Consider the following 24,448-nt stretch of genomic DNA (forward strand, 5'->3'; position numbering starts at 1 on the left):
TGTTGGAGATGCCGGATAGAAAAAGGGCTCCCGCCGGGAGCCCTCTCTGTTGGCCATCATGGCTTGAGGCAGTGGCTTGGTAGCCGCCGCTCACCTTCTTGGCCGCGGTGATCCACAGGGTGTGATGGCCATGCTCATGTTGGAGATGCCGGATAGAAAAAGGGCTCCCGCCGGGAGCCCTTTCTGTTGGCCATCATGGCTTGAGGCAGTGGCTTAGTAGCCGCCGCTCGCCTTCTTGGCCGCGGTGATCATGGGGGTGATGGTCATCCCCTGCACCACGATGGAGAACATCACCACCGAGTAGGTCATCACCAGGATGACCTCCCGCAGGTCGACCCCGTGTTCCGGCAATATCATGACGCCGGAGGGCAGCGCCAGGGCCATGGCCATGGCCAGGCCGCCGCGCAGGCCGCCCCAGGTCAGGATGCGGATGGAGAAGGTGTTGTAGCTGCGGAAGCGGCGGAAGGCCACATAAGGCAGGGACACGCTGATGAAGCGGGCGGCCAGACAGAGCGGCACCGCGATGACCAGCAGGATCCAGTCACGCCAGGCCAGATCCAGCAGCACCAGCGCCAGACCGATCAGCAGGAACAGCAGGGCGTTGAGGAACTGATCCATCAACTCCCAGAAGTGATCCAGGTGGTGGCGGCTCTGCTCGGAGAAGCCGGAGTGGCGGGTCCAGTTGCCGATCATGATGCCGGTCACCACCATGGCCAGGGCGCCGGAGACGCCGATCATGTTGGCGAAGGCGAAGCCGGCGGTCGGGATGCACAGGGTCAGCAGCAGCTCGAGGGAGCCGTCGTCAGTGGCGCTGATCATCACGTGGGCGATGAGGCCCAGCACGGCGCCGAACAGGATGCCGCCGAGGGCTTCATGCAGGAACAGACCGGCCACGCTGGTGAAGGTCGGTTCGACGCCACCGAAGGCCACGGCAAAGACGGTGGCGAAGATGACGAGGCCGACGCCGTCGTTGAACAGGGATTCTCCCTCGATCTGGATGGCGATCTGGGGTGGCGCCTTCATCTTCTTGACGATGGCCAGCACGGCGATGGGGTCGGTGGGGGAGATCAGGGCACCGAACAGCATGCAGTAGATCAGCGGAACGTCCCAGCCCAGCAGGCTGGAGATGAACCAGAAGCCGTAGCCGATGATGAAGGTGGAGAGCAGGGTCGCGATGATGGAGAGAATGGTGATCTCCCACTTCTGGCTGCGCAACGCCTTCAGATTGATGCCGAGACCGCCCGCAAACAGCAGGAAGCCCAGGATCCCTTTCAGCAGGAAGTTCTGGAAGTCAATGCTCTCCATGGTCTTGACGGCCAGAGGTTCCAGATTGAACCAACCCAACTTACCAAACAGCACCATCAGGGCGGAGATCAGCATGGATCCTGCGGTGATGGCGATGGTGGTCTGGATCTTCACAACATACTGGTTGGCAAAGGCGATGAAGATCGCCAACGCTGCCAAGAAACAGAGTGTGTAGTAGACGCTCATAGTTATTTTTTCTCGTTTTAGTAGACAGCAAGCACGTATCCCTATCAAGGACGGGCATAGGGTACTCTCGGGACACATCTTACTCATTACCCATTTGTGAGTATATGGTGGTCGGTTACGGACAGATAGACGGCTAGATTTCCATTTGATTTTTTTGCTGTTAGGATGGAGGCCACGTAGTTGCATGGATGTGAGAGGAACGAGCGGTGTCGAACATAAAAAAGAAGCTGGAAGCCTGCCTCAGGGAACGGATCCTGATCATCGACGGGGCCATGGGCACCATGATCCAGGGCTACAAGCTCGGTGAATCGGATTACCGGGGCGAGCGCTTCGCCGACTGGCATACGGACATCAAGGGCAACAACGATCTGCTGGTACTGAGCAAGCCCGCGGTGATCCGCGAGATCCACGATCAATACTGTGCCGCCGGGGCCGACATCCTCGAAACCAATACCTTCAACGCCACCCGTATCGCCATGGCCGATTACGAGATGGAAGAGCTCTCCGCCGAGATCAACCGGGAAGCCGCCAGGCTGGCCCGGGCCGTGGCGGACGAGTGGACGGCGAAAGAGCCGCACAAGCCGCGCTTCGTGGCCGGTGTGCTGGGCCCCACCAACCGCACCGCCTCCATCTCGCCGGACGTCAACGATCCCGGCAAGCGCAACGTCACCTATGACGAGCTGGTGGCCGCCTACACCGAATCGACCCACGCCCTCATCGAAGGGGGCGCCGACATCATCCTTATCGAGACCATTTTCGATACCCTCAACGCCAAGGCCGCCGCCTTCGCGGTGGAAGGAGTGTTCGAGGCGCTGGGCCATGCCCTGCCGGTGATGATCTCCGGCACCATCACGGACGCCTCGGGTCGCACCCTGTCCGGCCAGACCACGGAAGCCTTCTACCATTCCCTGCGCCACGTCAAACCCATCTCGTTTGGTCTCAACTGCGCGCTCGGCCCGGACGAGCTGCGCCAGTATGTGGAAGAGCTCTCCCGCATCAGCGAATCCTGCGTGAGTGCCCACCCCAACGCCGGCCTGCCCAACGCATTTGGCGAGTACGATCTCGACGCGGTCGAGATGGCACAGCACATCCGCGAGTGGGCTTCGAGCGGCTTCCTCAACCTGGTGGGGGGCTGCTGCGGCACCACCCCGACCCATATTCGCGCCATGGCGGATGCCGTGGCGGGCATCAAGCCCCGCGCCTTGCCGGAGATCCCGGTGGCCTGCCGGTTGTCCGGCCTCGAACCCCTCATCATCACGGCGGAATCCATGTTCGTGAACGTGGGGGAGCGCACCAACGTCACCGGCTCGGCGCGGTTCAAGCGCCTCATCAAGGAAGGGCTCTATGACGAGGCCCTGGATGTGGCCAAGCAGCAGGTGGAGAGCGGCGCCCAGATCATCGACATCAACATGGACGAGGGCATGCTGGACGCCGAGGCGGCCATGGTGCGCTTCCTCAACCTCATCGCCGGCGAGCCGGACATCGCCCGGGTGCCGGTGATGATCGATTCCTCCAAGTGGGAGGTGCTGGAGGTGGGACTCAAGTGCGTACAGGGCAAGCCGGTGGTCAACTCCATCTCCATGAAGGAGGGGGAGGAGAAATTCATCCAGCAGGCGAAGTTGCTGCGCCGCTACGGCGCCGCCGTCATCGTCATGGCCTTCGACGAGGTGGGCCAGGCGGACACCCGCGCCCGCAAGTTCGAGATCTGCCAGCGCGCCTATCGCATCCTGGTGGATCAGGTGGGCTTCCCGCCGGAAGACATCATCTTCGACCCGAACATCTTCGCGGTGGCGACCGGCATTGACGAGCACAACAACTACGCGGTGGACTTCATCGAGGCGGTGAAGGACATCAAGGACAACCTGCCCCACGCCATGATCTCCGGCGGCGTCTCCAACGTCTCCTTCTCCTTTAGGGGCAACGAGCCGGTGCGCGAGGCCATCCACGCCGTCTTCCTCTACCACGCCATCCAGAACGGCATGGACATGGGTATCGTCAACGCCGGTCAGCTTGCCATCTATGAAGACATCCCGGCTGAGTTGAAAGAGAAGGTCGAGGCGGTGGTGCTGAACCTCAACCCCGACGCCACCGAGGCGCTGCTGGCCATCGCCGAGAAGTATCGCGGTGCCGGTGCCCAGGCGGAGGATCCGCGGGATCAGGAGTGGCGCAGCTGGCCCGTGGGCAAGCGGCTCGAGCATGCCCTGGTCAAGGGGCTGACCGACTTCATCGAAGAGGATACCGAAGAGGCGCGGGCCGGCGCCGAGCGGCCGCTGCACGTCATCGAGGGGCCGCTGATGGACGGCATGAACGTGGTCGGCGACCTGTTCGGCGCGGGCAAGATGTTCCTGCCTCAGGTGGTGAAGTCGGCGCGGGTGATGAAGCGGGCGGTGGCCTATCTGCAGCCCTATATCGAGGCGGAGAAGCAGGGGGGCTACAGCAACGGCAAAATCGTGCTCGCCACCGTGAAGGGGGATGTGCACGACATCGGCAAGAACATCGTCGGGGTGGTGCTGCAGTGCAACAACTTCGAGATCGTGGATCTCGGGGTCATGGTCTCCTGCGAGACCATTCTCAAGACGGCCCGCGAGGTGAACGCCGACATCATCGGTTTGTCCGGCCTCATCACCCCGTCGCTGGACGAGATGGTGCACGTGGCCAAGGAGATGGAGCGTCAGGGCTTCAAGCTGCCCCTGCTCATCGGCGGCGCCACCACCTCCAAGGCCCACACCGCGGTCAAGATTGAGCAGAACTACTCAGAACCCGTGGTCTATGTGTCGAACGCCTCGCGCGCGGTCGGGGTGGCCCAGAGCCTGCTGAGCCCTGAGCTCAAGCCCGCTTTCGTCGCCCGCATCGACAAGGAGTACGAAATTGCCCGCGAGCAGCATGCCCGCAAGCAGCCCCGCTCCAAACCGGTCAGTCTGGCCCATGCCCGCGCCAACCGTCATCAGCTGGACTGGGTCGGCTATCAGCCCCCGGCACCTCGCGAGCCCGGGGTACAGAAGTTCGAAAACGTGCCCATCTCGGTACTGCGCCCCTACATCGACTGGACGCCGTTCTTCCTGAGCTGGGAGCTGGCGGGCAAGTATCCGCGCATCCTGGAAGATGAAATCATCGGCGAGGAGGCGACCAAGCTGTTTGCCGATGCCAACGCCATGCTGGACCAGCTCGAGCAGGATCAAAGCGTGCGCTGCGCCGGCATTGTCGGCCTCTTCCCCGCCAACGCCGTGGGGGACAGCATCGAGGTCTATACCGACGAGTCGCGTACCCAGGTGCGCAAGGTGCTGCACCACCTGCGCCAGCAGAGCGAGAAGCAGGGCTTCCCGAACTACTGTCTGGCGGACTATGTGGCACCGAAAGAGAGCGGCAAACCGGACTGGATCGGTGCCTTCGCCGTCACCGGCGGCATCGGTGAAGAGGCCATCGCCAACGCCTATAAAGCGGAGCACGACGACTACAACGCCATCCTCATTCAGGCGGTGTGCGATCGTCTGGCCGAAGCCTTCGCCGAGTACCTGCACGAGCAGGTGCGCAAAGTGCACTGGGGCTATGCCCCGGACGAGGCGCTCAGCAACGAAGAGCTGATCCGCGAAAATTACCAAGGCATCCGCCCCGCGCCGGGTTACCCGGCCTGCCCCGAGCACACCGAGAAGGGGAGCATCTGGGAGCTGCTGGGGGTGGAACAGGCCATCGGCATGAAGCTCACCGAGTCCTACGCCATGTGGCCGGGGGCGGCGGTCTCCGGCTGGTACTTCTCCCATCCCGACAGTAAATACTTCGCGGTGGCGCAGATCCAGCAGGATCAGGTGGAAGACTACGCCGTGCGCAAGGGCATGACCCTGGTGGAAGCCGAGCGCTGGCTGGGGCCTAACCTGCATTGATCGACAGGGTCTGCGGACCCTGAATCGAGGTTGTTATGAAGATTGGATTTGTCGGCCTGGGGGCCGTGGTACAGACGGCCTATCTGCCAGCTCTCGCTGCATTGGCAGAAGATGCTGAAATATGGGGGTTTGACCCGGCGCAGACGCTGCCGGGAGTGATCTCAGCCCCGAGTCTGGCAGCCTTGCTGGCGTTGCCCCTGGACCGGCTGGTCATCGCAACGCCTTCTTTGCTGCACCTGCCGGTGCTGGAGCAGGCGCTGGCGAGCGCCATCCCCTTGATCCTTGTCGAGAAACCCGTGGTGGCCAGTCAGGCCCAGCACGACCGCCTGCTGGCCCTGCTGGCGGATCCCGCCGTGGCGGGTCGGGTGCTGGCGTTGGATCACTGGATGGCACGCTGCGCCGCGCAGCAACTGCTCGGTGAGGGACTGGATGCCGGCTGGCAGCCTCAGGGGGCGGCCGTTCGGCCCGCGACCCTCAAGGATGTGGCTGAAGTGGAAGGCTTTTTGCTGGAGCCTTGCGGCATCGACGCACATGGTCATCCCTTCGCCCTCAACTTTGCCACCGGCGAGCCGGATAAGCGGACCTTCCGCCATCCGGATGGGGTCATCCTCGATATCGGCACCCATGTACTGGCGATGATCCGCGAACTGCTGGTGGCCCTTGGCGGGGATGACAGCCTGCACCTGGTGGCGGAAGGGGTCTGCGATCGGCTGGGACGGCCCATCGCACGGGGCGATCTGAGTACGGCGGAGGGGCGTGCCTGCCTGCGCGGGGAAGCGGCCGGGGTGCCCGTCACCCTCTGGCTCGACAAGTACGCGGGGCCCATAGTGAAGAAGGGAGTGGAGAAGAAGGGATTACGCCTGATGCTCAAGGATGGCCGGGTGATCGAGCTGCTGCGAAGCGGCAATCTGGCCTGGCTGCACCATCATGAAAACGGGGTGGAGCAACGCTGGCAGCTGGAAGGGTCCCTCTATCGTCATTGCATCGCCCAGACCCTTCTGGCGCCAATCCCTGTCGGGGGATGGGGCGGGGTCACCACCCGCCGCCTGCAGGAGGTGGGGCTGCTGCTCGGCCTGCAACAGCAGTTGCGCGGCCCGCACTGAAACGGCCTTAGAGGGCATTTGCAAGACGGCGCTCTTTGTCCTGGGCCCTTCTTGCAGAACGGCGCATGGTGAGGGGAAAGGATTGGCGTTGCCAGTCGTTCATGGCACCTTATACTCTCCAGTCCGATTATCAGGTCTGCCATTTCCATGAATATTGCCATTTTATCCCGTGAGCCCAACAACTACTCCACCCGCCGTCTGGTCGAGGTGGCCCGGGCCCGTGGTCATCAGGTCGAAGTGCTCGACACCCTGCGCTGCTACATGAACATCGCCTCCCACAGCCCCTCCATCCACTACGAGGGCCGGGAACTGGCGGGCTATGACGCCGTGATCCCGCGCATCGGCGCCAGCATCACCTTCTACGGCACCGCCGTGCTGCGCCAGTTCGAGATGATGAACACCATGGCCCTGAACAGCTCGGTGGCCATCTCTCGCTCCCGGGACAAGCTGCGCGCCATGCAGCTGCTCTCCCGCCATGGCATCGGCCTGCCCATCACCGGTTATGCCCACAGCACCCACGATGTGCCGGATCTGATCACCATGGTGGGCGGTGCGCCTCTGGTGGTGAAGCTGCTGGAAGGAACCCAGGGCATAGGCGTGGTGCTGTGCGAAACCCAGAAGGCCGCCGAGAGCGTGATCGAGGCCTTCATCCAGACCAACAACAACATCCTGGTGCAGGAGTATATCCGCGAGGCCAATGGCGCCGACATCCGCTGCCTGGTGGTCAACGGCAAGGTGGTGGCCGCCATGCGCCGTCAGGCCCAGCCCGGTGAGTTTCGTTCCAACCTGCACCGTGGCGGCACCGCCGAGGCGATCAAGATCAGCCCCGAAGAGCGGGCGACCGCGGTGCAGGCCGCCAAGATCATGGGGCTGGACGTGGCCGGGGTGGACATCCTTCGCAGCGCCCGCGGCCCTCTGGTGCTGGAGGTGAACTCCTCTCCCGGTCTGCAAGGGGTGGAAGCCGCCTCCGGCAAGGATGTGGCGGGCAAGATCATCGAATATCTGGAGCTCAAGGCGAGCCGCAAGCACAAGCCGGCGGAGTGACGGCAAAGCCGATGGTTGGAGATGACAAGGCGCCTTAGGGCGCCTTGTCGTTTCTGCTCGTCCCGTTGAGACGTACTCCCCTCACCCTGGCCCCCTCCCAAAGGGAGAGGGGACCTAGAGGTGAGTCAGGTGATCGGTGTTTTGCTCCCTTCCCCCGCTTTTTTGAAGAAACGGGGAAAAAGGCCGGGGATGAGGGGGCGGTTACAAGCCTGACTCGGCCCCATCGGCTTGGGACGAGTCGTCATCAATCACGGCTCCCTGACCCATCTCCAGCTTGGCGCTGAACACCCCCTCTTCCAGCCGGGTGATGATGTGCCAGTCCAGCTTCTCGCAGATGCGCTGGATGATGGTGAGGCCGCAGCCATAGCCCAGGATCTGATCCGGCGCCGCCGCCGTGGGGTTGCTGATGGTGAGGGTCTGCCGGTTCAGGGTAATCTCGATGTGACCGTCGGCGTAGCTGAGGGCATTCTTGAGCAGGTTGCCGAGCGCGATGGCGAGCAGGGAGAGGGGGGCCTGTACCTCGCTCTGTTCGTCCAGATTGAGCCGGATCTCGACGCTCTCCCGCTGCAGCAGAGGCGCGAGACGGGCCAGCTCCCGGCGGATCAGCGGGGCGACCAGCTGGGGCGGGCGTTCCACCGCCTCCTTGCGACCCAGCAGCAGGAAGGTTTCGGTGAGCAGGGCCATCTCGTCGCTGGCGGTGCGGATGCGCCCCGCCGCCCGGGCCGCCGGGGCGGGCAGGTCGCTGACCTTGCCGAGCAGGGCCGCCGAGCCCTGGATCACCATGTTGGGGGTGCGCAGCTCGTGGCTCGCGAAGCGGCTGAACTCCTGCTCCCTGGCGAACACGGCGGCGACCTCCTGCTTGCCGGCCAGCAGCGCCTGTTCGATTTCTCTCAGCTCCTGCCAGGGGGCGTCCGGCACGAAGTCGGCCCGATCCGGGGTGAGGTGGGCAACCCGCTGACGCAAGCGCTCCAGCGGCCGGGTGATGTGACGCACCAGCCAGATGCCGAAGGCGACGCAACCGAGCAGCAGGGTGAGGCCGATCAGTCGGGTGATCAGGTGCAGCCTGTCTTCGTAAGGATCCAGGTAGTCGTCGGCGTCGTCGTTGAAGACCAGGTAGAGCAGGCCCTGGCCGGAGGGGTGAGGTCGCACCAGGAAGTGCTTGTCCTCCTCGCCGAGCTGATGCTCATAAAAGCCCGGGGTCTGGTAGGGCCTCAGCCAGGCGGGGAGGCGACCGGCCTGGGTCCAGTAGCTGGAGAACTGGCGCGGGCTGGGGGCGGGGGCCAGCTCCCCCAGCCGCAGCCAGTCATCGCCATAGCGGGTGACCTCGGCCTCCAGCCAGTGGCGCAGGCTCAGCTCCTCCATCTTGCTCTCCGCCGCCACCATCAGCAGGCTGAGGGTGGTCAGCAGCAGGAGCCCGGCTCCCCCCAGTATCAGGATCAGCCGTTTGCGCAGGCTGGGCAGCTTGCTGGCGCTCTCCTCGTGGTCACGGTTCATGACGAGGCGGTCAGCCGGTAGCCCTGACCGTGCAGGGTTTCCAGCATGGGGGTGGGAAAGGGTTTGTCGAGGGCGTTGCGCAGGGCATAGATATGGCTGCGCAGGGCGTCGGAGTCCGGCTCCTCATCCCCCCAGACGGTGTCCAGCACCTCCTGACGGGTGACCAGCTGGGGAGCCCGTTTCACCAGCAGACTGAGGATCTGGAACGGGATCTTGCCGAGCCTGAGCTCCACCCCGGCGCGGTGGGCGCGGCCGCTGGCAGGATCCACCGTCAGCTCGCCGAAGCTGAGGGTTCCCATGTCTCCTCTGGGTCCGCGCAGGGCCAGGGCCTGCAACCGGACTTCCAGCTCCTCCATGGCGAAGGGCTTGACCAGGTAGTCGTCGCCGCCGGCGCGAAAGCCCGCCAGCTTGTCGTCCAGGCTGTCGCGGGCGGTGAGAAACAGCACCGGGGTCGGGATGCCATCGGCCCTCAGCTGCTCCACGGTGCGCAGGCCGTCGAGGCGCGGCATCATGACGTCCATGATGATGACGTCGAAGCGCTGCTCCGCCAGCAGCTGCAGGGCGGCCTGGCCGTGGTAGGCACAGTCCAGCTGGTGCCCCGCGAGCTCCAGGTAGTCCATGATGGTCTCAGCCACCTGGGGATTGTCTTCCACCACCAGTATTTTCATGTTCTGATCTCCTGGTTGTGGCCGCGATTTCACGGCCGCTTCACACCGGATGAGGCATGCTGTGTGCCAGTGTAACCCCGAGGATCCCCGATGATGAAGCCCCTCTGCGCGCTCTTGCTATTGATTTTGCTGCCCTTTGGGGCGGCTCATGCGGCTGAGTTCAAATTGATCGGCCGCACCAGCTGGCAGCTTGGCCAGCTGATGGTCAATGGCATCCCCTTTGTCATCGATGAAGATACCCGTTTCAAAGACGGTCTGGACGAGGACGATCTCGGCGGAACCTGGGTCGAGCTGGAAGGGGAGATGCGAGGGGATCGCCGCCTGATCCACGAAGTGGAGGCGCTGGAAGAGGATGATGAGATGGATCTGGAGGGGCCGGTGGCGCAGGGGCGGATCTGGGGCTATGCCGCCTCGGACGGCAGCCTGGCCCCTTTTGAAGGACGCTGGCTGGAGCTGGAGTGCAAGTTTGACGGCATGCGGCTGAGTCGTTGCCAGGAAGAAGATTGAGCCACCTCGACCGTAGGCCGGAAAAAAGAGCGGATCCGGCCCATAGTTAAACCTCGCGTCACCACGACCCCGAGGTCCCCATGACAAACGCCCCACTGATCCTCTGTCTGCTGCCCCTCGGCGCCCTGGCCATGGAGCCCGAGCTTTGGCTGGTGGAACTGGAACATAACGATGGCATTCGCCTGCAGTTTCAGGGGGCCGAGCTGGAGCTCGGCAGCGCCGATCTGGTGGGGATCGAGGGGCCGGATGCCCTCCAGCCGGGCATGCGCCTCGCCATCGAGAGTCGCCATGGCGTCGCCGAGCAGATCCGCTTGCTCACCTCGGCGCCGACCCTGGCCCAGAACAGCCAGTGGTCACGGGCAGAGGACAGGCTGCTGGCCGCAGCGGGGCAGACCCTGTTGCTGCAGGAGCTGGGAGTGCTGGTGTTCGATGGGAACACGCGCTGGCAGAATGGCAGCCCGGCGGACCTGCAATCGGGACGCAAACTGGTGCTGACCCGTGACGAAGAAGGGCACCTGACGGACATATTGATCCCCAACCCGGAAGAAGACCCTGAATAGGGCTAAATAATATTCAGATATGATGGGTATTATTTAATCGTATTAACTAGAACACATGGCTCGTCGGTAATTAAAAACTTAAACACCACGAAATTCATAAAATAAATAATAAAGTAATAGCTCTGATATCAAACTTGTCATTATTAAATAAGCTCAATGTTAATTGCCGGATTCACGATTTATATAAATTAAACTGTGGGCTCGATCGCAATTGGCTTCGTTCTTCGCTGATATTTTCCCTCTTGCATGCAGCAAGAAAAATAATTTGCATGCCAAACATTAAATATTGGGGGAGCTATGGATAAATTAAAAACAAGCGGTTTGGCGTTGACCATCACGACGCTGCTGATGAGCCAGGCCTATGGGGCTGAGCCCATCTACCCTGATCAGTTGCGCCTCTTTTCACTCGGGACCGGGGTATGCGGGGATAATTACCGCCCAGTAAATCGGGAGGAAGCACAGAGTGTCCGCAATAATATTGTGGCCATGATGGGGCAATGGCAGATCAGCGGGCTGGCCAATAACTGGGTTATTATGGGGTCAGGCTACAATGGTGAAATAAAACCCGGAAACGCATCTGATACCTGGTGTTATCCAACCAATCCGGTCACCAGTGAAATACCCGTATTGCCTGCGATGAATATTCCAGACGGCGATGAGGTGGACGTACAATGGCGGCTGGTGCATGACAGTGCCAATTTCATCAAACCCGCCAGCTACCTCGCCCACTATCTCGGCTATGCCTGGGTGGGGGGTGACCACAGCCCCTATGTGGGTGAGGACATGGACGTGAGCCAGGATGGCGACAGCTGGCTCATCCGCGGCAACAACAGCGGCGGTTGCGACGGCTATCGCTGCGGCGAGAAAACCAGCATCCGGGTCAGCAACTTCGCCTACACCCTGGATCCCGAGAGCTTCAGCCACGGCGAGGTGACCCAGTCCGATCGTACCCTGATCAAGACGGTCGTAGGGTGGGCCGTCAACGACAGCGACACCCCCCAGTCCGGCTATGATGTGACCCTGCGCTACGACACGGCCACCAACTGGTCCAAGACCAACACCTACGGTCTGAGCGAGAAGGTCTCCACCAAGAACAAGTTCAAGTGGCCCCTGGTGGGGGAAACTGAGCTCTCCATCGAGATCGCCGCGAGCCAGTCCTGGGCCTCCCAGAACGGGGGCGCGACCACCACCTCTCTGTCCCAGTCGGCGCGCCCGACCGTGCCCGCCCACTCCAGGATCCCGGTGAAGATCGAGCTCTACAAGGCGAACATCTCCTACCCCTACGAGTTCAAGGCGGACGTCAGCTACGATCTCGCCCTGAACGGCTTCCTGCGCTGGGGCGGCAACGCCTGGCACACCCATCCGGACAACCGCCCGACCTGGAACCACAGCTTCGTCATGGGCCCGTTCAAGGACAAGGCGAGCAGCATCCGCTACCAGTGGGACAAGCGTTACATCCCGGGTGAGGTGAAGTGGTGGGACTGGAACTGGACCATACAGCAGAACGGTGCCGATACCATGAAGCAGGCCCTGGCCAGGGTGCTGCGTCCGGTGCGCGCCAGCATCACGGGTGACTTCCACGCCGAGAGCCAGTTTGCAGGCAATATCGAGATCGGTGCGCCCGTTCCCATCGGGAGTGACAGCAAGGTACGCCGTGCCCGCAGTGTCGACAGCCAGGCTGGCGGGCTGCGCCTGGAGATCCCCCTGGATGCCAGCGAGCTCTCCGCGCTGGGCTTTGACAACGTCCAGATCAAGCTGGAACCCGCGACCGACCAGTGAATTCGTGGCAGTGAAATCAGTATGTTAAACCGGGCTTCTGCCCGGTTTTTATTTGTGAAAAATGACATAAGCAGTGCTTTCCACTGCCCTGATCACGCCGCCCGTTTGCCGCCTCTGCGTGTTGCCGAGTGCAAGCAGGGCGCATCCCGCCGACTTCCCTTGCTGGCGGGCGACCTGAACGATATAAATTCAGCTCAAATGGGGCTATTGATGGGATATTCCCCTATCAATAGAAGGTCAATAGGGGCTTGCCGCAGAAGTGGCTTCTACACTCAATGCCAGGCCCGCAAGAGGATGCGGGCCGCGAGAGGACAAGGATGAACTGCGATGGAACAAGAGACGGACGGGATCAGGATCTCCGATCTCAATGAGGCAGTGGTGCACGGCATCCTCGAGGTGATCAGCGAAGGGATCTGGGACTGGAATGCCAACACGGGGTTCGTTTACCGCAATGCCGGCTGGTATCTGATGCTGGGTTACGATCCCCACTCCCTGGAGAACACGGTATTCACCTGGGAGAGCGTGATCCACCCCGACGATCTGGCCCACGTCATGGCCTGTTTCGATGACTGCCTGAACGGCAAGGCCTCCGACTACAGGGCCGAGTACCGTTGTCGTTGCCGCAATGGGGAGTACCGCTGGATAGAGGACAGCGGCCGTATCATAGCGCGCAACCCCGATGGCTCCGTGGCCCGGATGATCGGGGCCCATCGCGACATTCACGCCCAGCGCGAGCTCTATGTGCGGCTGGAGCTGCACAACCGCAGCCTGGAGCAACAGGTCGCCGAGCGCACCGCCGAGCTGGAGTGCCTCAACCGGGCGCTGCAGCATCAGGTGGAGGAGAACCGCCGCCTGGCGGAGACGGATGTGCTGACCGGTGCCGCCAGCCGGTATCGGCTGGAACAGGCTATCCGATTGGAACACGAGCGGGCGCGACGCTTCCAGGAGCCCTTCTCCGTGATCGCCATGGATGTGGATGACTTCAAGCAGATCAATGACAGTCATGGTCACGGGGTGGGTGACAAGACCCTCATCGACATCGTCAAGGCAACCCGGGGCGGGATCCGCGAGATCGATCTGCTCGCCCGCTGGGGAGGCGATGAGTTCATGCTGATCCTGCCCAACACCCGGCTGGCGGATGCCCTGCTGGTGGCCGAGAAGCTGCGCCTGCGACTCGGGCATCTGCGGGTGATGGAGCGGGACCCCATCACCCTGAGCTTCGGGTTGGTGGAGTCGCAGCCCGAGGAGGCGGTGGCCCAGCTGATGGCGAGGGTGGACAGGGCGCTCTACCGGGCCAAGCTGGCGGGCAAGGACCAGCTCTGTGGCTAGACATGGTCCGGGCCGAGGGGCTGCCATGGGCCTCTCTTCCCCCGAATGCGGCTTGATCTCGCTCTCTGCTTGACGCCAACCCGGCTCACTGGTCTGATGCGCGCTCTTTTCATACCTGTGAGATATATCTTGATGAAGAAGTGCCTCCTGATTGCCCTGACCGCCCTGCCGTTGATGGCCCACGCCGGCCTGATGGACTCCCTGACCGATACCATGACCAGCAGCCTCACCAACAGTGCCAAAGAGATGGCCGGTACGGCCATGGATGACGCCGCCAATGCCGCGGTCAAACGGGCGCTGGAGATCAAGGAAGGGAGTTCCAGCAAGGAAGCCATCAAGGCAAAGCTGGGGGCGCCGGCCAGCACCGAGACCGTCGAGGGGCTGGAAGTGTGGCGTTATGACCTGACTGCCCTGAACAAGATCTCTCCCACCCTTGCCGAGAGCAGCAAGGTGCTGTTCAAGGATACCGAGATAGAGAACAAGCACGTGCTCATCCAGTTCGACGGCGAGACCGCCAAGACGGTGAGCCTGGCGGACAAGGCCAAGGCATAAGCCAGACAACAAGGGGCCATGGGCCCCTTGTTGTTATCGATGGCCAGGGCTCTGCCTTGGCACCATGACAAAGAGGGTGGCCATGGCCACCCTCTTTGGGTTGTCGGAGCGCTTATTTGTTCGCTTCGGCAAACTGCTTCATCACTTCGGCATGCTTGGTCATGCCGTCGGCGCGCAGCTCCAGATTCTTGACGAACTCGGCCTTCTTGGCCGGGTCTTCAATCTTGTCGTAACGCTGCTGCAGGTGGGCCTGGATCTGCTCCGGGGTCATGTTCTTCATGCGGGCCATCTTGTCGTGGCGACCGCCATGATGCTTGCCATCCTTCATGGCACAATCGGCCATGGGGGCACCGGGCTGCGCCGTGCTCACGGCTTCACTGGCGGCATAGGCGCCAAGCGGCAGGCCGAGGATCAGGGTGGCGGTCAGCAGGGTCTTGGTCAGCTTTTTCATAGGTAACTCCTTTCGGATGAATGCGGGATTCGGCTCGTTCGCCTTGGTACTCAGTAAACACCGAGGAAGTGTCTGAAATTTGCCAGTTGAAGCCTATTTTGTAGCAGAGTGTGGCATCCAGGCGCGTTGGCACACTTTGACATAACCCCCAAGACCGATTTTCGTATAATCGTCCCAGCTCGATAACGGGAGAGACAGTGATGAACCAAGGCAGCCCTCATATTCTGGTGGTGGACGACCACAGCGAGATCCGCGATCTGCTCAAGCGCTTTCTGGAACAGCACGGGATGCGGGTCAGCTGTGCCCGCGATGGCAAGGAGATGAAACGCCTGCTGGAGGAACGGGAATTCGACCTGCTGGTGCTGGATCTGATGATGCCGGGGGAGGATGGTCTGACCCTGTGCCGCGAGCTGCGCGTCAAATCCAGCCTGCCCATCATCATGCTCACCGCCATGGGGGAGGAGACCGACCGCATCATCGGGCTGGAGATGGGGGCCGACGACTACCTCGCCAAGCCCTTCAATCCCCGCGAGCTGCTGGCCCGGATCAAGGCGGTGATGCGCCGTACCCAGGCCGAGCCCCAATCCCTGCCCGAGACCCTGACCCGGGATCTGCGCTTCGATCGCTGGCTGCTGGACATCCATCGCCGGGAGCTGGTGGATGAGGAAGGGGTGGGGATGAGCCTCTCCACCGCCGAATTCGATCTGCTGAAGGTTTTCCTCGAGCGCCCCCAGCGGGTGCTGAGCCGGGATCAACTGCTGGATCTGGCCCGTGGCCGGGAGGCGGTGGCCTTCGATCGCGCCATCGACACCCTGGTGAGCCGGCTGCGGCGCAAGCTGGAGCGGGATCCCAAGAACCCGGAGCTCATCAAGACCATCTGGGGTGGTGGCTACCTGTTCGCCGCCGACGTGACCCAGGAGTGAGCCGGTGACTGCCTTCAAGCGACTCTTTGCCAGGCTGTGGCCCAAGGGGCTGACCGGCCAGATAGTGCTGGTGGCCCTGGCCGGGCTGGTGTTGATCCAGCTGCTCAGCATCCAGATCTACCGCACGGATCGGGAGGAGGCGCTCGGCTACGTCAACAGCCGCAACGCCATGCAGCGCATCGTCTCCGTGGTGCGCCTGCTGACGCTCTCTCCCCCCTCTCTCTATCACGAGATCCTCAAGGCGAGCCGCAGCGAGACCCTGTTGCTGCGCCTCTCCGATGAGCCGCTGCAGCCGGACAACCGCAGCCCCCGCTTCGAGCGGCTGGTGCGCTCCAAGCTGGATTACCCGCCCCACCTGGCGGTGGAGATCAGTGCCGAGCTCAAGCAGGAGTTCCAGCGCAGCCAGGCCTGGCGCCACCACAACCGCATGATGAAGGATCGCGCCGGCATGCCGCCGCCCCAGGACATGCGGCTCTATGGCTCCATCCAGTTGCCAAACGGGGGCTGGCTGCAGTTCAGCTCTCTGGTGGACAAGGAGTCGGCCAGCTGGTCCTGGCAGACCACCCTCAACCTGCTGCTGGTGGCGAGCCTGGTGATCGGCCTGATGATCTGGCTGTTCCGCCGTGCCACCCAGCCGCTCAAGCAGTTGGCGGCCAACGCGGATCGGCTGGGACGCGGGGAGGACATAGAGCCGCTGCGGGAGGCCGGACCGACGGAGATCCGTGAATCCATCCAGGCGTTCAACCGCATGCATACCCGGCTCGATCGCTTCGTGCAGGACAGGACCCGGATGCTGGCGGCCATCTCCCACGACCTGCGCACCCCCATCACCAGCCTGCGCCTGCGCAGCGAGTTTCTGGCGGATGGAGAAGACAAGGATCGCTTCCAGCAGACCCTGCAACAGATGGAGCAGATGCTGGCGGCCACCCTCAGCTTCGCCCGGGAGGAGGGCTTGCAGGAGGCGACCCGGGAGCTGGATCTGGTGAGTCTGCTGGAGAGCCTGTGCGACGACTATGCGGATACCGGCCAGCCGGTCACCTGCCTGGCACAGGGCAAGGAGGTCTATGCCTGCCGTGCCAACACCCTGCGCCGGGTGCTGCAAAACCTCATCGGCAATGCCATCAAGTATGCGGGGTCGGCCGAAGTGTCCCTCGAACGCACCGATGGCGAACTGCTGATCCGGGTCTGCGATCGGGGGCCTGGCATCGAGCCGGGTCAGCTGGAGGAGGTGTTCAAGCCCTTCGTGCGCCTCGACGGGGCCCGCAATACGGAGTCCGGCAGCGTGGGGCTGGGGCTTGCCATCGCCCGCACCCTGGTGCATCAGCACGGCGGGGAGCTGACCCTGCACAACCGGGACGGCGGGGGGCTGGAGGCGAGGATCAGCCTGCCATTGTGAAAAAGAGTGAATGAAGAAGGGCGCCGGTGGCGCCCTTCTTGTCGATGGCATCGTGAGCCCTTGTTCAGAACAGGAAGGTCATGCCCAGGTTGTAGCGACGCCCGTCCAGCACAGTGCCGTAGCTGCCATAGTCCACCGTCTTGTCGAACAGGTTGTAGACACCGGCGGTGACATTGAGCTGCGCATTGGCCTTGTAGACCAGGCCGGTGTCGAAGAAGGTGTAGGAGGGGGTGCCCTCGGCCATCCGGGTGCGGCTCAGGTAATCAGAGGTCTTGCTGCGGAAGTTGACTCTGGACCAGAGGCTGACCTCGTCGGTGGTCTGCCAGTCTACCGAACCGTTGAACATGTGGCGCGGCATCTGGTTCAGCGGCTGGCCTTCCATGGGGCCGCTCTTTTGCTCGGACTGGGTGTAGGTGTAGCTGGTGGCCAGAGACCAGTCCTGGTTGATGGCCCAGTTGGCCGTGCTCTCCACCCCGCGCATATTGGCTTTGTCGACGTTGATGCGATCGCTGATGAAGTCGTAGGTATGGCCGTTGAAGGTACAGACCGGGTCGCTCTTGCTGGAACAGCGGCGGATCTCGGTGAGCATGTCTTCAAAGTCGGTGTTGAACAGGGTCAGGCTGGCGCTGAGCCCTTCACGCCCATCCCATAACAGGGCTATCTCTTCGCTGACGCTGGTTTCAGGTTTGAGCTCCGGGTTGCCGATGATGATCCCATCCTGGGTGCCACCGCCGCTGGCCTGACCCCAGTTGGCGGCGGACATGCGCAGATCCGGCGAGCGGTAGCCGGTGGAGACGCCCCCCTTGAGGGTCCAGAACTCGGCGGGATGCCAGACCCCGTACAGGCGCGGACTCCAGTGGCTGCCGTAGTTCTCGTCCCTGTCCATGCGAACGCCGCCGGTCAGGGCGAAGGATTCCGTCAGGGACCACTCATCCTCCACGAAGAGGGCCCAGCTCCAGCGTGTCAGCTGATCAGCACGATTGCCCACCTTGAGCTGATTGCCCTGATCCTGCAGATCCTCATAGCGATACTGGCCCCCCACGCTCAGATAGTGATCCCCCAGGATGAACTGGGTGTGGGTATCGGCGATGCTGTTGATCATCTTCATCTGGCGGCCGGGGTTGGTGTTCTCCTCCCGCTGTAGGTAGCTGCTGGAGGCACCGAACTCGTATTGACCGTTGTGGGTGATGGCGTAGTTGGTGCGCTCGTAGGTATTGAGGCTCGGCTTGGACGTGGCCGACAGGGAGTTGCCCGGGGTTCTGTCCCTGTCCTGCAGAGTGCGGCTGAGTTCGACGTCGAAGCCGTTGTGCTCATCCGGCGTGAGGCTGAACACGGCGGTGCCGCTCTTCGTCTCCTGCTCGGCGAAACCGTTCTGGAACTGATCCTCGCCCCGATGGGAGAGTTGACCGTTCAGGCGCATCCCCAGCAAGCCGTCCACCAGATTGCCCGCGGTGTAGCCATCGGTCTGGAAGATGTCGCCTGACGCCTTGTTCTCCTGGAAGGTGGAGTCGGCATGCAGGGAGCCTTGCCAGGCGCTCATGTCGCTGGTCTTGCGGGTGATGACGTTGATGACCCCGCCCATGGCATCCGAGCCATAACGGGACGACATGGGGCCGCGCACCACTTCGATGCGGTCGATGGCCTGCAGCGGGGGCAGCCAGCCCTGTTCGATGCCGGGGCCGTCGCTGTTGGGACGGGTGCCCCGGCTGTCGACCCGTTTGCCGTCGACCAGCATCAGGGTGTATTTCGACCCCATGCCGCGAATGCTGATGTCGCTGCTGCTGCCACCGCCGGTGATCACCACGCCGGGTACGTCTTTCAAGGCATCGGTGACATCGCGATAAGCGCGTTTCTCCAGCTGCTCGCGGGTCACCACGGAGATGGACGCAGCCGTGTCCTCGATCTTCTGCTGGAAGCCGGAGGCGGTCACGACCATGACCTCCGGTTCGTCCGCATAGGCAGGGGTGGCGAGTGACACGAGCAGGAGAGGCGTCAGCTTGTGAGGGGGGATCTTTATCATCTTGGCCTGAACTCTTGAGTGAGAGACAGCGGCGCTCTTGGCGGTGCCGCAGGATGACGCTGCGGTCGGTGTGCCGCAAAAATAAGCGTCAAACGGATAACTAATTAATCCGTTGGCGGCATTGTAGAGATCTGTTTAATTCATGTAAATGATAATCAATATCATTTATTTGTTGTGGGAATTCAGGGAAGGGACAGATGAAAATAGGGGCTGATCAGAGCGGGCTCTGGTTGCGGTGACGGGGAGAAAATGCGTGAGGAAACGGGCAACAAAAAACCCGCCGAAGCGGGTTTTTTCAATTCTTGCAGAAGGTCTTGTCGATGAACGGCAAGGCTTCCTGGCTTGAATTACAGACCAACTACGTTGGCAGCAGCCGGGCCTTTCTGGCCTTGCTCGATGGTGAACTCAACGCGCTGACCTTCTTCCAGGGTTTTGAAACCGTTGGACTGGATGGCGGAGAAGTGTACGAACACGTCTTTGCTGCCGTCAGCCGGGGAGATGAAGCCAAAACCTTTCTCAGCGTTGAAGAACTTAACGGTACCAGTCATTTTGTTGGACATGATAATTTCCTTGAATAGTGATATTGAAACGCCACCTGGTGTGGCAATCCATGATTTTTCGTCAGCAATACGTATGGGGAGCACTAAAGAAGGATAATTATTTGGCGTGAATCTTCTATGAAGAGCTCATGCACCAATCACTGCTTTAAAATGACTGCCTAACATAATCAGGTCTGAACTACCGAACCATCGAATCGATTAGAACACGCACACCTCGTCATGGCAATCTTTATCTCGGCGTTAACTGCCTGCCTTTGTCCGCTTTGGAGTGGTTTATGTGGCGAAAACCGGGTTCAACCGCATGAATCGGGGCGGCTTCTGGCCGCCATTCCGGTGGCAGGATAGTTGATATCCAGATTGCCATATTCCTATCTGGACAGGCCATGCGGGGTTAGCGTTTGCTTCGATATTTGTTGCTGACGGAGTCTGACCAACTGAAAGTTTCAGACGTCGATTGCTCCTTGGCCCGCGCCTTGGCCTTCTCTCTTGCCTGGGCCGAGGCTGCCTTGGCGGCCTTGTTGCGATCGGCCTCGATTTTCTGGCGCCCCTCTTCGCGGATCTTGTTGCGTTCCCCGTTGCTCAGGGTGTGATCCGCGTTGGCCTGGGCTTTTTGCAGCAACAAGGTGATCTCGGCCTTTTCGGCCTCGGTGAGATCCTTCATCTCGAGTTTCTTCATGGGGCACTCCTCTGGCAGGGATGGTTCACCCTAGCACAGTCGGCTGAAGCATCTCTTATGGAATCGCCATTTCCATCATAAAAATGAATATGCCGACAGCGTCTGACGGGTTGCAGATGACCAGCTGGGTGGCAGCCCTGCGAGCTCATGCCGTGAGGCTGGATCCGGTCGGGAGGTTGGGGGTATGCTGAGGTGAGTGCGATCCAGGATCGTCACTGCAAGCGTACTGAAGTCTATGATTCGGATGGCATGCTGGAACCCTGGTTCCAACTGTCTGGGTAACATTTTTGGAGTCTGATGATGAGTAACAAAGAACAGCATCACGGCAAAGATGCCAAGAAAAAACCGCAGATGTCACTGAAAGAGAAACGCGAAGCCAAGCGGCAGAAAGCCGATCTGAAAAATGGCGGCGCGATGAAGTAACGCTCCTACACTGCTGTTCCTTTGGAGCCAGTATCAAGCCAGCCTGTCATGGGCTGGCTTTTATATTTTCAGCGTTCGGTGATGCGCCATAGGTGGCGAAGATCCGGGCATAACGACCATCCTCCCTCATCCTGGCCAGCTGGCGATCGAACCACTGTTGCTGCGCCGCCTCGCGAAAGGCGAAGTGGTAGTGGGTGGGAGGAAACAGATCGTGCTGGCGTACCCGTCCGGGGTGATAGAGCCCCTGGTTGCGCCTATCCCGATTGAGTTGGGCCAGATAGTAGTAGAACACCCGCTGCTCCAGGATCACCGCATCCGTGCGCCCCAGCAGCAACTTCTGCACCTGGCTCTCTTGCCGTGCCACTTCCTCATACCGCGCATTCCGTGTGCTGATGCGGGCAAACTCCTCCCCCAGGATCTGTTGCGCTCGCTGAAAGGCGCTGACCCTCAGGGTGGTCAGGTCTGACAGGGTTCGCACAGAGACCTCATCCAGCGTAAACACCCGATTGTAAAAGGTGATCACCGGTTGGGAGAGATGCACCCGCGTCAGCATGCCGGGTCTCACATTGATGACGGCATCCAGCTTGCCTTCTGCCAGCATGCGGAAGGTGCGCTCCAGCGGCAGATAGATGAACCTGGGTTCATAGCCGCTGCCGGCGAAGGCGGTCGTCAGCAGATCCAGCTCTATGCCCCGGCCTTGTTCCTGTATCACATAAGGGGGAATGGCAAAGCTGACCCCAACGCGCAATGGCTCGGCCAGCAGCGGGCTCATATAAAGCAGCAGGATGCCGTACAGCAGATGGTTGAACCGGGTCATCGGGGATCTCGGATGGGATTTTTCCTCATGGTAGCCACAAGAGGCGGCGATGACGCCCAGATGGGGAAGTGCAGCCCTCCAACGTGCGGAACAGGGCGCTGGCTGCGTCAGAAGCGGACAAAAAAAAGCCCTGAATTGTCAGGGCCTGTGTGTCTTAAAAAGGAATGTCGTCGTCGAAGTCCATCGGCGGCTCGTTGTAGACCGGCGGCGCGGACTGCGGCTGTTGCTGCGGACGGCCATAGCCACCCTGTTGCTGTTGCATGTTCTGCTGCGGTGCGGCGGCAGGGCGCTGCATGTTCTGCTGGGGAGCCTGCTGCGGCTGGCCCCAGTTGCCCTGGGATTGCTGACCACCCATGCCCTGACCGCCTTGCGGGCGACCACCCAGCATCTGCATCACGCCGGTGAAGCTGTCGACCAGCACTTCGGTGGTGTAGCGCTCCTGGCCACTCTGATCCTGCCACTTGCGAGTCTGCAGCTTGCCTTCGACATAAACCTGGGAACCCTTCTTCAGGTATTCACCCGCGACCTCGGCCAGCTTGCCCATGAACACGACGCGGTGCCACTCGGTGCGCTCTTTCTGCTCACCGGTCTGCTTGTCACGCCAGGTCTCGGAGGTGGCTATGGTGATGTTGGTCACGGCACCGCCACTCGGCATGTAGCGCACTTCAGGATCTTGCCCCAGGTTACCGATCAGAATGACTTTGTTGATGCCTCGACTGGCCATAATCTCTCTTCCACCTTTATATGCCGACCAGCTGACTGGTCTGGGTTCACTCACAATATTGCTGCCGTGCAAGTCCATCATCGTCTTGTCTGACGCGGGATTGCCAGCGGGTCGCTGATGGGGCCTGGCCCTGTCATCGACCTACGGATTAGCTCGCCATAGTAACAGTTGATGTGCGGGTTCGCACATCTTTAGCGCCGCAGGAGCGGTTTGAATCAGGGCCCTGGCGGATGGGAATACGCTATCGCAGTTGCCGCGATCCCGGCAAGTGCGGTCATTGGGGCTGGCTCACGTCCTGGTATTTTTATGGGGATAAGGAGAGTGATCACAGTTCGTGCAATCATGTCTCATTTGCCCCCCCAAATAGGGGGGATCTCCTAGTTCACTGTATTGTCTGATAAAAAAACGATTTCATTGCGGTTCGAACGAGGCCTAATGCTTTTTTAATGCTGTGTAAAAACTTCGACTTGTTACTCTCTTGCGACCATAGCTGGCGTATGAAACGACGATTCAAGCCGACAGGCACACAGTTCAAGGAAGAGCCCCATGAAGACCGAGACTCCGCTGGTACTCGTGACCGAAGGCAACGTTCAGGCAAGTACCTTTACGAGCTATCTGATGGCTCAACTGGGTCAGCCCATATGCCTCATCAGCCATCCGGATCAACTGCTGACCATCACGAACTGCAGCCTATTTCTGGTCGATCTGGACTACCTCAAGTCAAGCCAGCAGTTCGGCTGGCATCGGGACATCGCCGCCTTCGACTCGGCCCATACCGTGTTGCTCAATGCGCCGACCAACACGGACCGGGATCTGCTGCTGATGTGGCCCAACACCAGCGGTCTCTTCTTTCGTCAGGATCCTCTGGATCGGCTGGTCGCCGGCATCAAGAAGGTGATGCAGGGGGAGTTCTGGATCCCCCGTCATCTGATGTGCGAGCTGGTCAGCTATTACCGTCAGGGGATCGAGCCGACCCAGCGCAGCCAGAGCCTGTTGACGGTGCGCGAGCGCGAGATCATCCGCTATCTGATGACGGGAGCCTCCAACACCGAGATCGCCGACAGCCTGTTTGTCAGTGAGCACACCATCAAGTCCCACCTTTATAACGTCTTCAAGAAGTTGAACGTCAAGAACCGGCTGCAGGCAGTGAGCTGGGCCAAAGAGTACCTCGACATGACGAGCTCCCACTGATGCGGGCCTGGGGGCTGGGCCTCTGGCTGCTGTCCGGTGCCGTGCTGGCCAGCGAAGGGGGGATCAAGGATGCCAACGCCCCGCTGGAATCCCTGCAACCCGAGCAGGAGAACGATCGCATCGAGATCGGAGGACTGGTGATAGATCGTACTTTCACACGCTTTGGCCAGAGTTTTTATCGCCACTTCAGCCGGCTTCGAGAGGATGAAGATCCTGCCGGACGGGAGAACCTCACCATACACGAGCGGCCGACGGCACGCTGGGGCAGCCTTATCTGGATCACCGCCAATCGCAAGGTGCTGTTTCGCACTAGCCTCTCACCGGTGCGTAGCCAGGGAGAGGAGAGCGCGCAGCAGGCTTGGGGGCAGGTGAAGACGGTTTTACAGCAGCAGAAGGTGGCCATGCTGTTCATGGATACCTTCGATCTGGAACACGATGAACTATAAGGACATGACATATGTGCTCACGCCTGCTGCTCCTGGCGTTGACGGTCGGCATGACGGCCTCTGCCTCGGAGCTTGTGTATAAGCCCATCAACCCCAGTTTTGGTGGCAACCCCCTCAACAGTGCCCATCTGCTGGGCACGGCGAATGCCCAGAACGACTACAAGGACCCGTCTGCCGGCAGCAGCTCGGGGGGAACCTCGGCTCTGGACAGGCTCACCTCCAACCTGCAGTCGCGGCTGGTGAGTCAGCTGCTTGCCGATATCGGCAGGGATGGCAGTCAAAGCGGCAGCCTGGTCACCGACGAGTTCGCGATCAATGTGCTGGATCAGGATGGCACCCTGGCCATCTCCATCACGGACAGGGCAACGAACGAAACCACCCTGATCGAAGTCAACGGCCTGATAGCCGACTGAGGA

At 61.3% G+C, this 24,448-nt stretch carries 23 protein-coding genes; 14 read left to right on the plus strand and 9 right to left on the minus strand.

Translation table 11 applies throughout. The features are described from left to right. Positions 1–213 precede the first annotated feature (213 nt). The gene (locus tag VZC39_RS01750; RefSeq protein ID WP_349920724.1) at positions 214–1,491 is read right to left on the minus strand and encodes a cation:proton antiporter; all 1,278 of its coding nucleotides are present in this window, start codon (positions 1,489–1,491) and stop codon (positions 214–216) included. Positions 1,492–1,697: 206 nt separating this feature from the next. Between VZC39_RS01750 and metH the strand changes: the two genes are divergently transcribed. From metH to rimK, 3 genes are all read left to right on the plus strand, one after another. Next, positions 1,698–5,369, plus strand: coding sequence for a methionine synthase (gene metH / locus VZC39_RS01755; RefSeq protein WP_434665245.1), 3,672 nt, complete (start codon positions 1,698–1,700; stop codon positions 5,367–5,369). A gap of 35 nt (positions 5,370–5,404) precedes the next feature. Continuing rightward, positions 5,405–6,472, plus strand: a complete 1,068-nt coding sequence (locus tag VZC39_RS01760) for a Gfo/Idh/MocA family oxidoreductase (RefSeq protein ID WP_434665248.1) — start codon at positions 5,405–5,407, stop codon at positions 6,470–6,472. Positions 6,473–6,619: 147 nt separating this feature from the next. Then, positions 6,620–7,516 carry a 30S ribosomal protein S6--L-glutamate ligase gene (gene rimK / locus VZC39_RS01765; protein WP_349920727.1) on the plus strand — a complete coding sequence of 299 codons (897 nt, stop codon included), beginning with the start codon at positions 6,620–6,622 and terminating at the stop codon, positions 7,514–7,516. 201 nt (positions 7,517–7,717) lie between these two features. Here rimK and VZC39_RS01770 read toward each other — a convergent pair whose 3' ends face one another. Both VZC39_RS01770 and VZC39_RS01775 read right to left on the minus strand, forming a co-directional pair. Then, positions 7,718–9,010, minus strand: a complete 1,293-nt coding sequence (locus VZC39_RS01770; protein WP_434665251.1) for a sensor histidine kinase — start codon at positions 9,008–9,010, stop codon at positions 7,718–7,720. Further along, entirely contained in the window at positions 9,007–9,678 is a 672-nt protein-coding gene (locus VZC39_RS01775) for a response regulator transcription factor (protein WP_434665253.1), read from the minus strand. The genes VZC39_RS01770 and VZC39_RS01775 overlap by 4 nt, the downstream gene beginning before the upstream one ends. Before the next feature lie 90 nt (positions 9,679–9,768). Here VZC39_RS01775 and VZC39_RS01780 point away from each other — a divergent pair, with 90 nt between their 5' ends. The 5 genes from VZC39_RS01780 (at position 9,769) to VZC39_RS01800 (ending at position 14,405) form a co-directional block, all read left to right on the plus strand. Further along, entirely contained in the window at positions 9,769–10,185 is a 417-nt protein-coding gene (locus VZC39_RS01780) for a DUF5666 domain-containing protein (protein ID WP_434665255.1), read from the plus strand. An 80-nt stretch (positions 10,186–10,265) separates the two neighbouring features. Continuing rightward, positions 10,266–10,745 (plus strand): hypothetical protein, encoded by a 480-nt coding sequence (locus VZC39_RS01785; protein WP_434665257.1) that lies wholly within the window; start codon positions 10,266–10,268, stop codon positions 10,743–10,745. A gap of 297 nt (positions 10,746–11,042) precedes the next feature. Then, positions 11,043–12,524, plus strand: coding sequence for an aerolysin family beta-barrel pore-forming toxin (locus VZC39_RS01790; protein ID WP_434665260.1), 1,482 nt, complete (start codon positions 11,043–11,045; stop codon positions 12,522–12,524). Positions 12,525–12,851: 327 nt separating this feature from the next. Continuing rightward, a complete protein-coding gene (locus VZC39_RS01795) occupies positions 12,852–13,853 on the plus strand; it encodes a sensor domain-containing diguanylate cyclase (RefSeq protein WP_349920733.1) in 1,002 nt (333 codons plus the stop codon). A gap of 132 nt (positions 13,854–13,985) precedes the next feature. Continuing rightward, positions 13,986–14,405 carry a hypothetical protein gene (locus VZC39_RS01800; protein ID WP_434665262.1) on the plus strand — a complete coding sequence of 140 codons (420 nt, stop codon included), beginning with the start codon at positions 13,986–13,988 and terminating at the stop codon, positions 14,403–14,405. Positions 14,406–14,517: 112 nt separating this feature from the next. Here the strand turns inward: VZC39_RS01800 and VZC39_RS01805 are convergent, their stop codons facing one another. Then, a complete protein-coding gene (locus tag VZC39_RS01805; protein WP_349920735.1) occupies positions 14,518–14,856 on the minus strand; it encodes a hypothetical protein in 339 nt (112 codons plus the stop codon). Positions 14,857–15,056: 200 nt separating this feature from the next. Here VZC39_RS01805 and VZC39_RS01810 point away from each other — a divergent pair, with 200 nt between their 5' ends. Then, on the plus strand, positions 15,057–15,779 hold the full coding sequence (locus VZC39_RS01810; protein WP_349920736.1) for a response regulator: 723 nt from the start codon (positions 15,057–15,059) through the stop codon (positions 15,777–15,779). Positions 15,780–15,813: 34 nt separating this feature from the next. Further along, complete coding sequence (locus VZC39_RS01815) at positions 15,814–17,175, plus strand: ATP-binding protein (RefSeq protein WP_434668302.1); 1,362 nt, start codon at positions 15,814–15,816, stop codon at positions 17,173–17,175. A gap of 64 nt (positions 17,176–17,239) precedes the next feature. Here the strand turns inward: VZC39_RS01815 and VZC39_RS01820 are convergent, their stop codons facing one another. The 3 genes from VZC39_RS01820 to yjbD form a co-directional block, all read right to left on the minus strand. Next, positions 17,240–19,186 carry a ligand-gated channel protein gene (locus VZC39_RS01820; RefSeq protein ID WP_434668305.1) on the minus strand — a complete coding sequence of 649 codons (1,947 nt, stop codon included), beginning with the start codon at positions 19,184–19,186 and terminating at the stop codon, positions 17,240–17,242. 356 nt (positions 19,187–19,542) lie between these two features. Continuing rightward, the gene (cspE, locus tag VZC39_RS01825) at positions 19,543–19,755 is read right to left on the minus strand and encodes a transcription antiterminator/RNA stability regulator CspE (RefSeq protein ID WP_349920739.1); all 213 of its coding nucleotides are present in this window, start codon (positions 19,753–19,755) and stop codon (positions 19,543–19,545) included. A 391-nt stretch (positions 19,756–20,146) separates the two neighbouring features. Beyond that, a complete protein-coding gene (yjbD, locus tag VZC39_RS01830; protein WP_349920740.1) occupies positions 20,147–20,431 on the minus strand; it encodes a DUF3811 domain-containing protein in 285 nt (94 codons plus the stop codon). Between the two features lie 297 nt (positions 20,432–20,728). Here yjbD and VZC39_RS01835 point away from each other — a divergent pair, with 297 nt between their 5' ends. Then, positions 20,729–20,854 (plus strand): hypothetical protein, encoded by a 126-nt coding sequence (locus tag VZC39_RS01835; protein ID WP_005328772.1) that lies wholly within the window; start codon positions 20,729–20,731, stop codon positions 20,852–20,854. 46 nt (positions 20,855–20,900) lie between these two features. Here VZC39_RS01835 and VZC39_RS01840 read toward each other — a convergent pair whose 3' ends face one another. Both VZC39_RS01840 and VZC39_RS01845 read right to left on the minus strand, forming a co-directional pair. Then, the gene (locus VZC39_RS01840; protein WP_434665267.1) at positions 20,901–21,671 is read right to left on the minus strand and encodes a substrate-binding periplasmic protein; all 771 of its coding nucleotides are present in this window, start codon (positions 21,669–21,671) and stop codon (positions 20,901–20,903) included. A 154-nt stretch (positions 21,672–21,825) separates the two neighbouring features. Continuing rightward, the gene (locus VZC39_RS01845) at positions 21,826–22,395 is read right to left on the minus strand and encodes a single-stranded DNA-binding protein (RefSeq protein ID WP_434665269.1); all 570 of its coding nucleotides are present in this window, start codon (positions 22,393–22,395) and stop codon (positions 21,826–21,828) included. Positions 22,396–22,941: 546 nt separating this feature from the next. Between VZC39_RS01845 and VZC39_RS01850 the strand changes: the two genes are divergently transcribed. The 3 genes from VZC39_RS01850 to VZC39_RS01860 are packed head-to-tail and all read left to right on the plus strand — an operon-like array spanning position 22,942 to position 24,445. Next, on the plus strand, positions 22,942–23,586 hold the full coding sequence (locus VZC39_RS01850) for a LuxR C-terminal-related transcriptional regulator (RefSeq protein ID WP_349920743.1): 645 nt from the start codon (positions 22,942–22,944) through the stop codon (positions 23,584–23,586). Continuing rightward, positions 23,586–24,032 (plus strand): curli production assembly/transport protein CsgE, encoded by a 447-nt coding sequence (locus VZC39_RS01855; protein WP_434665271.1) that lies wholly within the window; start codon positions 23,586–23,588, stop codon positions 24,030–24,032. Before VZC39_RS01850 ends, VZC39_RS01855 begins: the two co-directional genes overlap by 1 nt. 11 nt (positions 24,033–24,043) lie before the next feature. Then, the gene (locus tag VZC39_RS01860) at positions 24,044–24,445 is read left to right on the plus strand and encodes a curli assembly protein CsgF (protein ID WP_349920745.1); all 402 of its coding nucleotides are present in this window, start codon (positions 24,044–24,046) and stop codon (positions 24,443–24,445) included. Positions 24,446–24,448: the final 3 nt, after the last annotated feature.

It is taken from the genome of Aeromonas sp. NJAU223 (assembly GCF_051125555.1).
GTDB classification, from domain to species: Bacteria; Pseudomonadota; Gammaproteobacteria; order Enterobacterales; family Aeromonadaceae; genus Aeromonas; species Aeromonas veronii_G.

Bases quoted from the DNA above. Each gene is read 5' to 3' on its own strand.
- VZC39_RS01750 (WP_349920724.1), bottom strand. From the start codon at position 1,491: ATGAGCGTCTACTACACACTCTGTTTCTTGGCAGCGTTGGCGATCTTC.
- VZC39_RS01760 (WP_434665248.1), top strand. From the start codon at position 5,405: ATGAAGATTGGATTTGTCGGCCTGGGGGCCGTGGTACAGACGGCCTAT.
- rimK (WP_349920727.1), top strand. From the start codon at position 6,620: ATGAATATTGCCATTTTATCCCGTGAGCCCAACAACTACTCCACCCGC.
- VZC39_RS01770 (WP_434665251.1), bottom strand. From the start codon at position 9,010: ATGAACCGTGACCACGAGGAGAGCGCCAGCAAGCTGCCCAGCCTGCGC.
- VZC39_RS01775 (WP_434665253.1), bottom strand. From the start codon at position 9,678: ATGAAAATACTGGTGGTGGAAGACAATCCCCAGGTGGCTGAGACCATC.
- VZC39_RS01780 (WP_434665255.1), top strand. From the start codon at position 9,769: ATGATGAAGCCCCTCTGCGCGCTCTTGCTATTGATTTTGCTGCCCTTT.
- VZC39_RS01785 (WP_434665257.1), top strand. From the start codon at position 10,266: ATGACAAACGCCCCACTGATCCTCTGTCTGCTGCCCCTCGGCGCCCTG.
- VZC39_RS01790 (WP_434665260.1), top strand. From the start codon at position 11,043: ATGGATAAATTAAAAACAAGCGGTTTGGCGTTGACCATCACGACGCTG.
- VZC39_RS01795 (WP_349920733.1), top strand. From the start codon at position 12,852: ATGGAACAAGAGACGGACGGGATCAGGATCTCCGATCTCAATGAGGCA.
- VZC39_RS01800 (WP_434665262.1), top strand. From the start codon at position 13,986: ATGAAGAAGTGCCTCCTGATTGCCCTGACCGCCCTGCCGTTGATGGCC.
- VZC39_RS01805 (WP_349920735.1), bottom strand. From the start codon at position 14,856: ATGAAAAAGCTGACCAAGACCCTGCTGACCGCCACCCTGATCCTCGGC.
- VZC39_RS01810 (WP_349920736.1), top strand. From the start codon at position 15,057: ATGAACCAAGGCAGCCCTCATATTCTGGTGGTGGACGACCACAGCGAG.
- cspE (WP_349920739.1), bottom strand. From the start codon at position 19,755: ATGTCCAACAAAATGACTGGTACCGTTAAGTTCTTCAACGCTGAGAAA.
- yjbD (WP_349920740.1), bottom strand. From the start codon at position 20,431: ATGAAGAAACTCGAGATGAAGGATCTCACCGAGGCCGAAAAGGCCGAG.
- VZC39_RS01835 (WP_005328772.1), top strand. From the start codon at position 20,729: ATGATGAGTAACAAAGAACAGCATCACGGCAAAGATGCCAAGAAAAAA.
- VZC39_RS01840 (WP_434665267.1), bottom strand. From the start codon at position 21,671: ATGACCCGGTTCAACCATCTGCTGTACGGCATCCTGCTGCTTTATATG.
- VZC39_RS01845 (WP_434665269.1), bottom strand. From the start codon at position 22,395: ATGGCCAGTCGAGGCATCAACAAAGTCATTCTGATCGGTAACCTGGGG.
- VZC39_RS01850 (WP_349920743.1), top strand. From the start codon at position 22,942: ATGAAGACCGAGACTCCGCTGGTACTCGTGACCGAAGGCAACGTTCAG.
- VZC39_RS01855 (WP_434665271.1), top strand. From the start codon at position 23,586: ATGCGGGCCTGGGGGCTGGGCCTCTGGCTGCTGTCCGGTGCCGTGCTG.
- VZC39_RS01860 (WP_349920745.1), top strand. From the start codon at position 24,044: ATGTGCTCACGCCTGCTGCTCCTGGCGTTGACGGTCGGCATGACGGCC.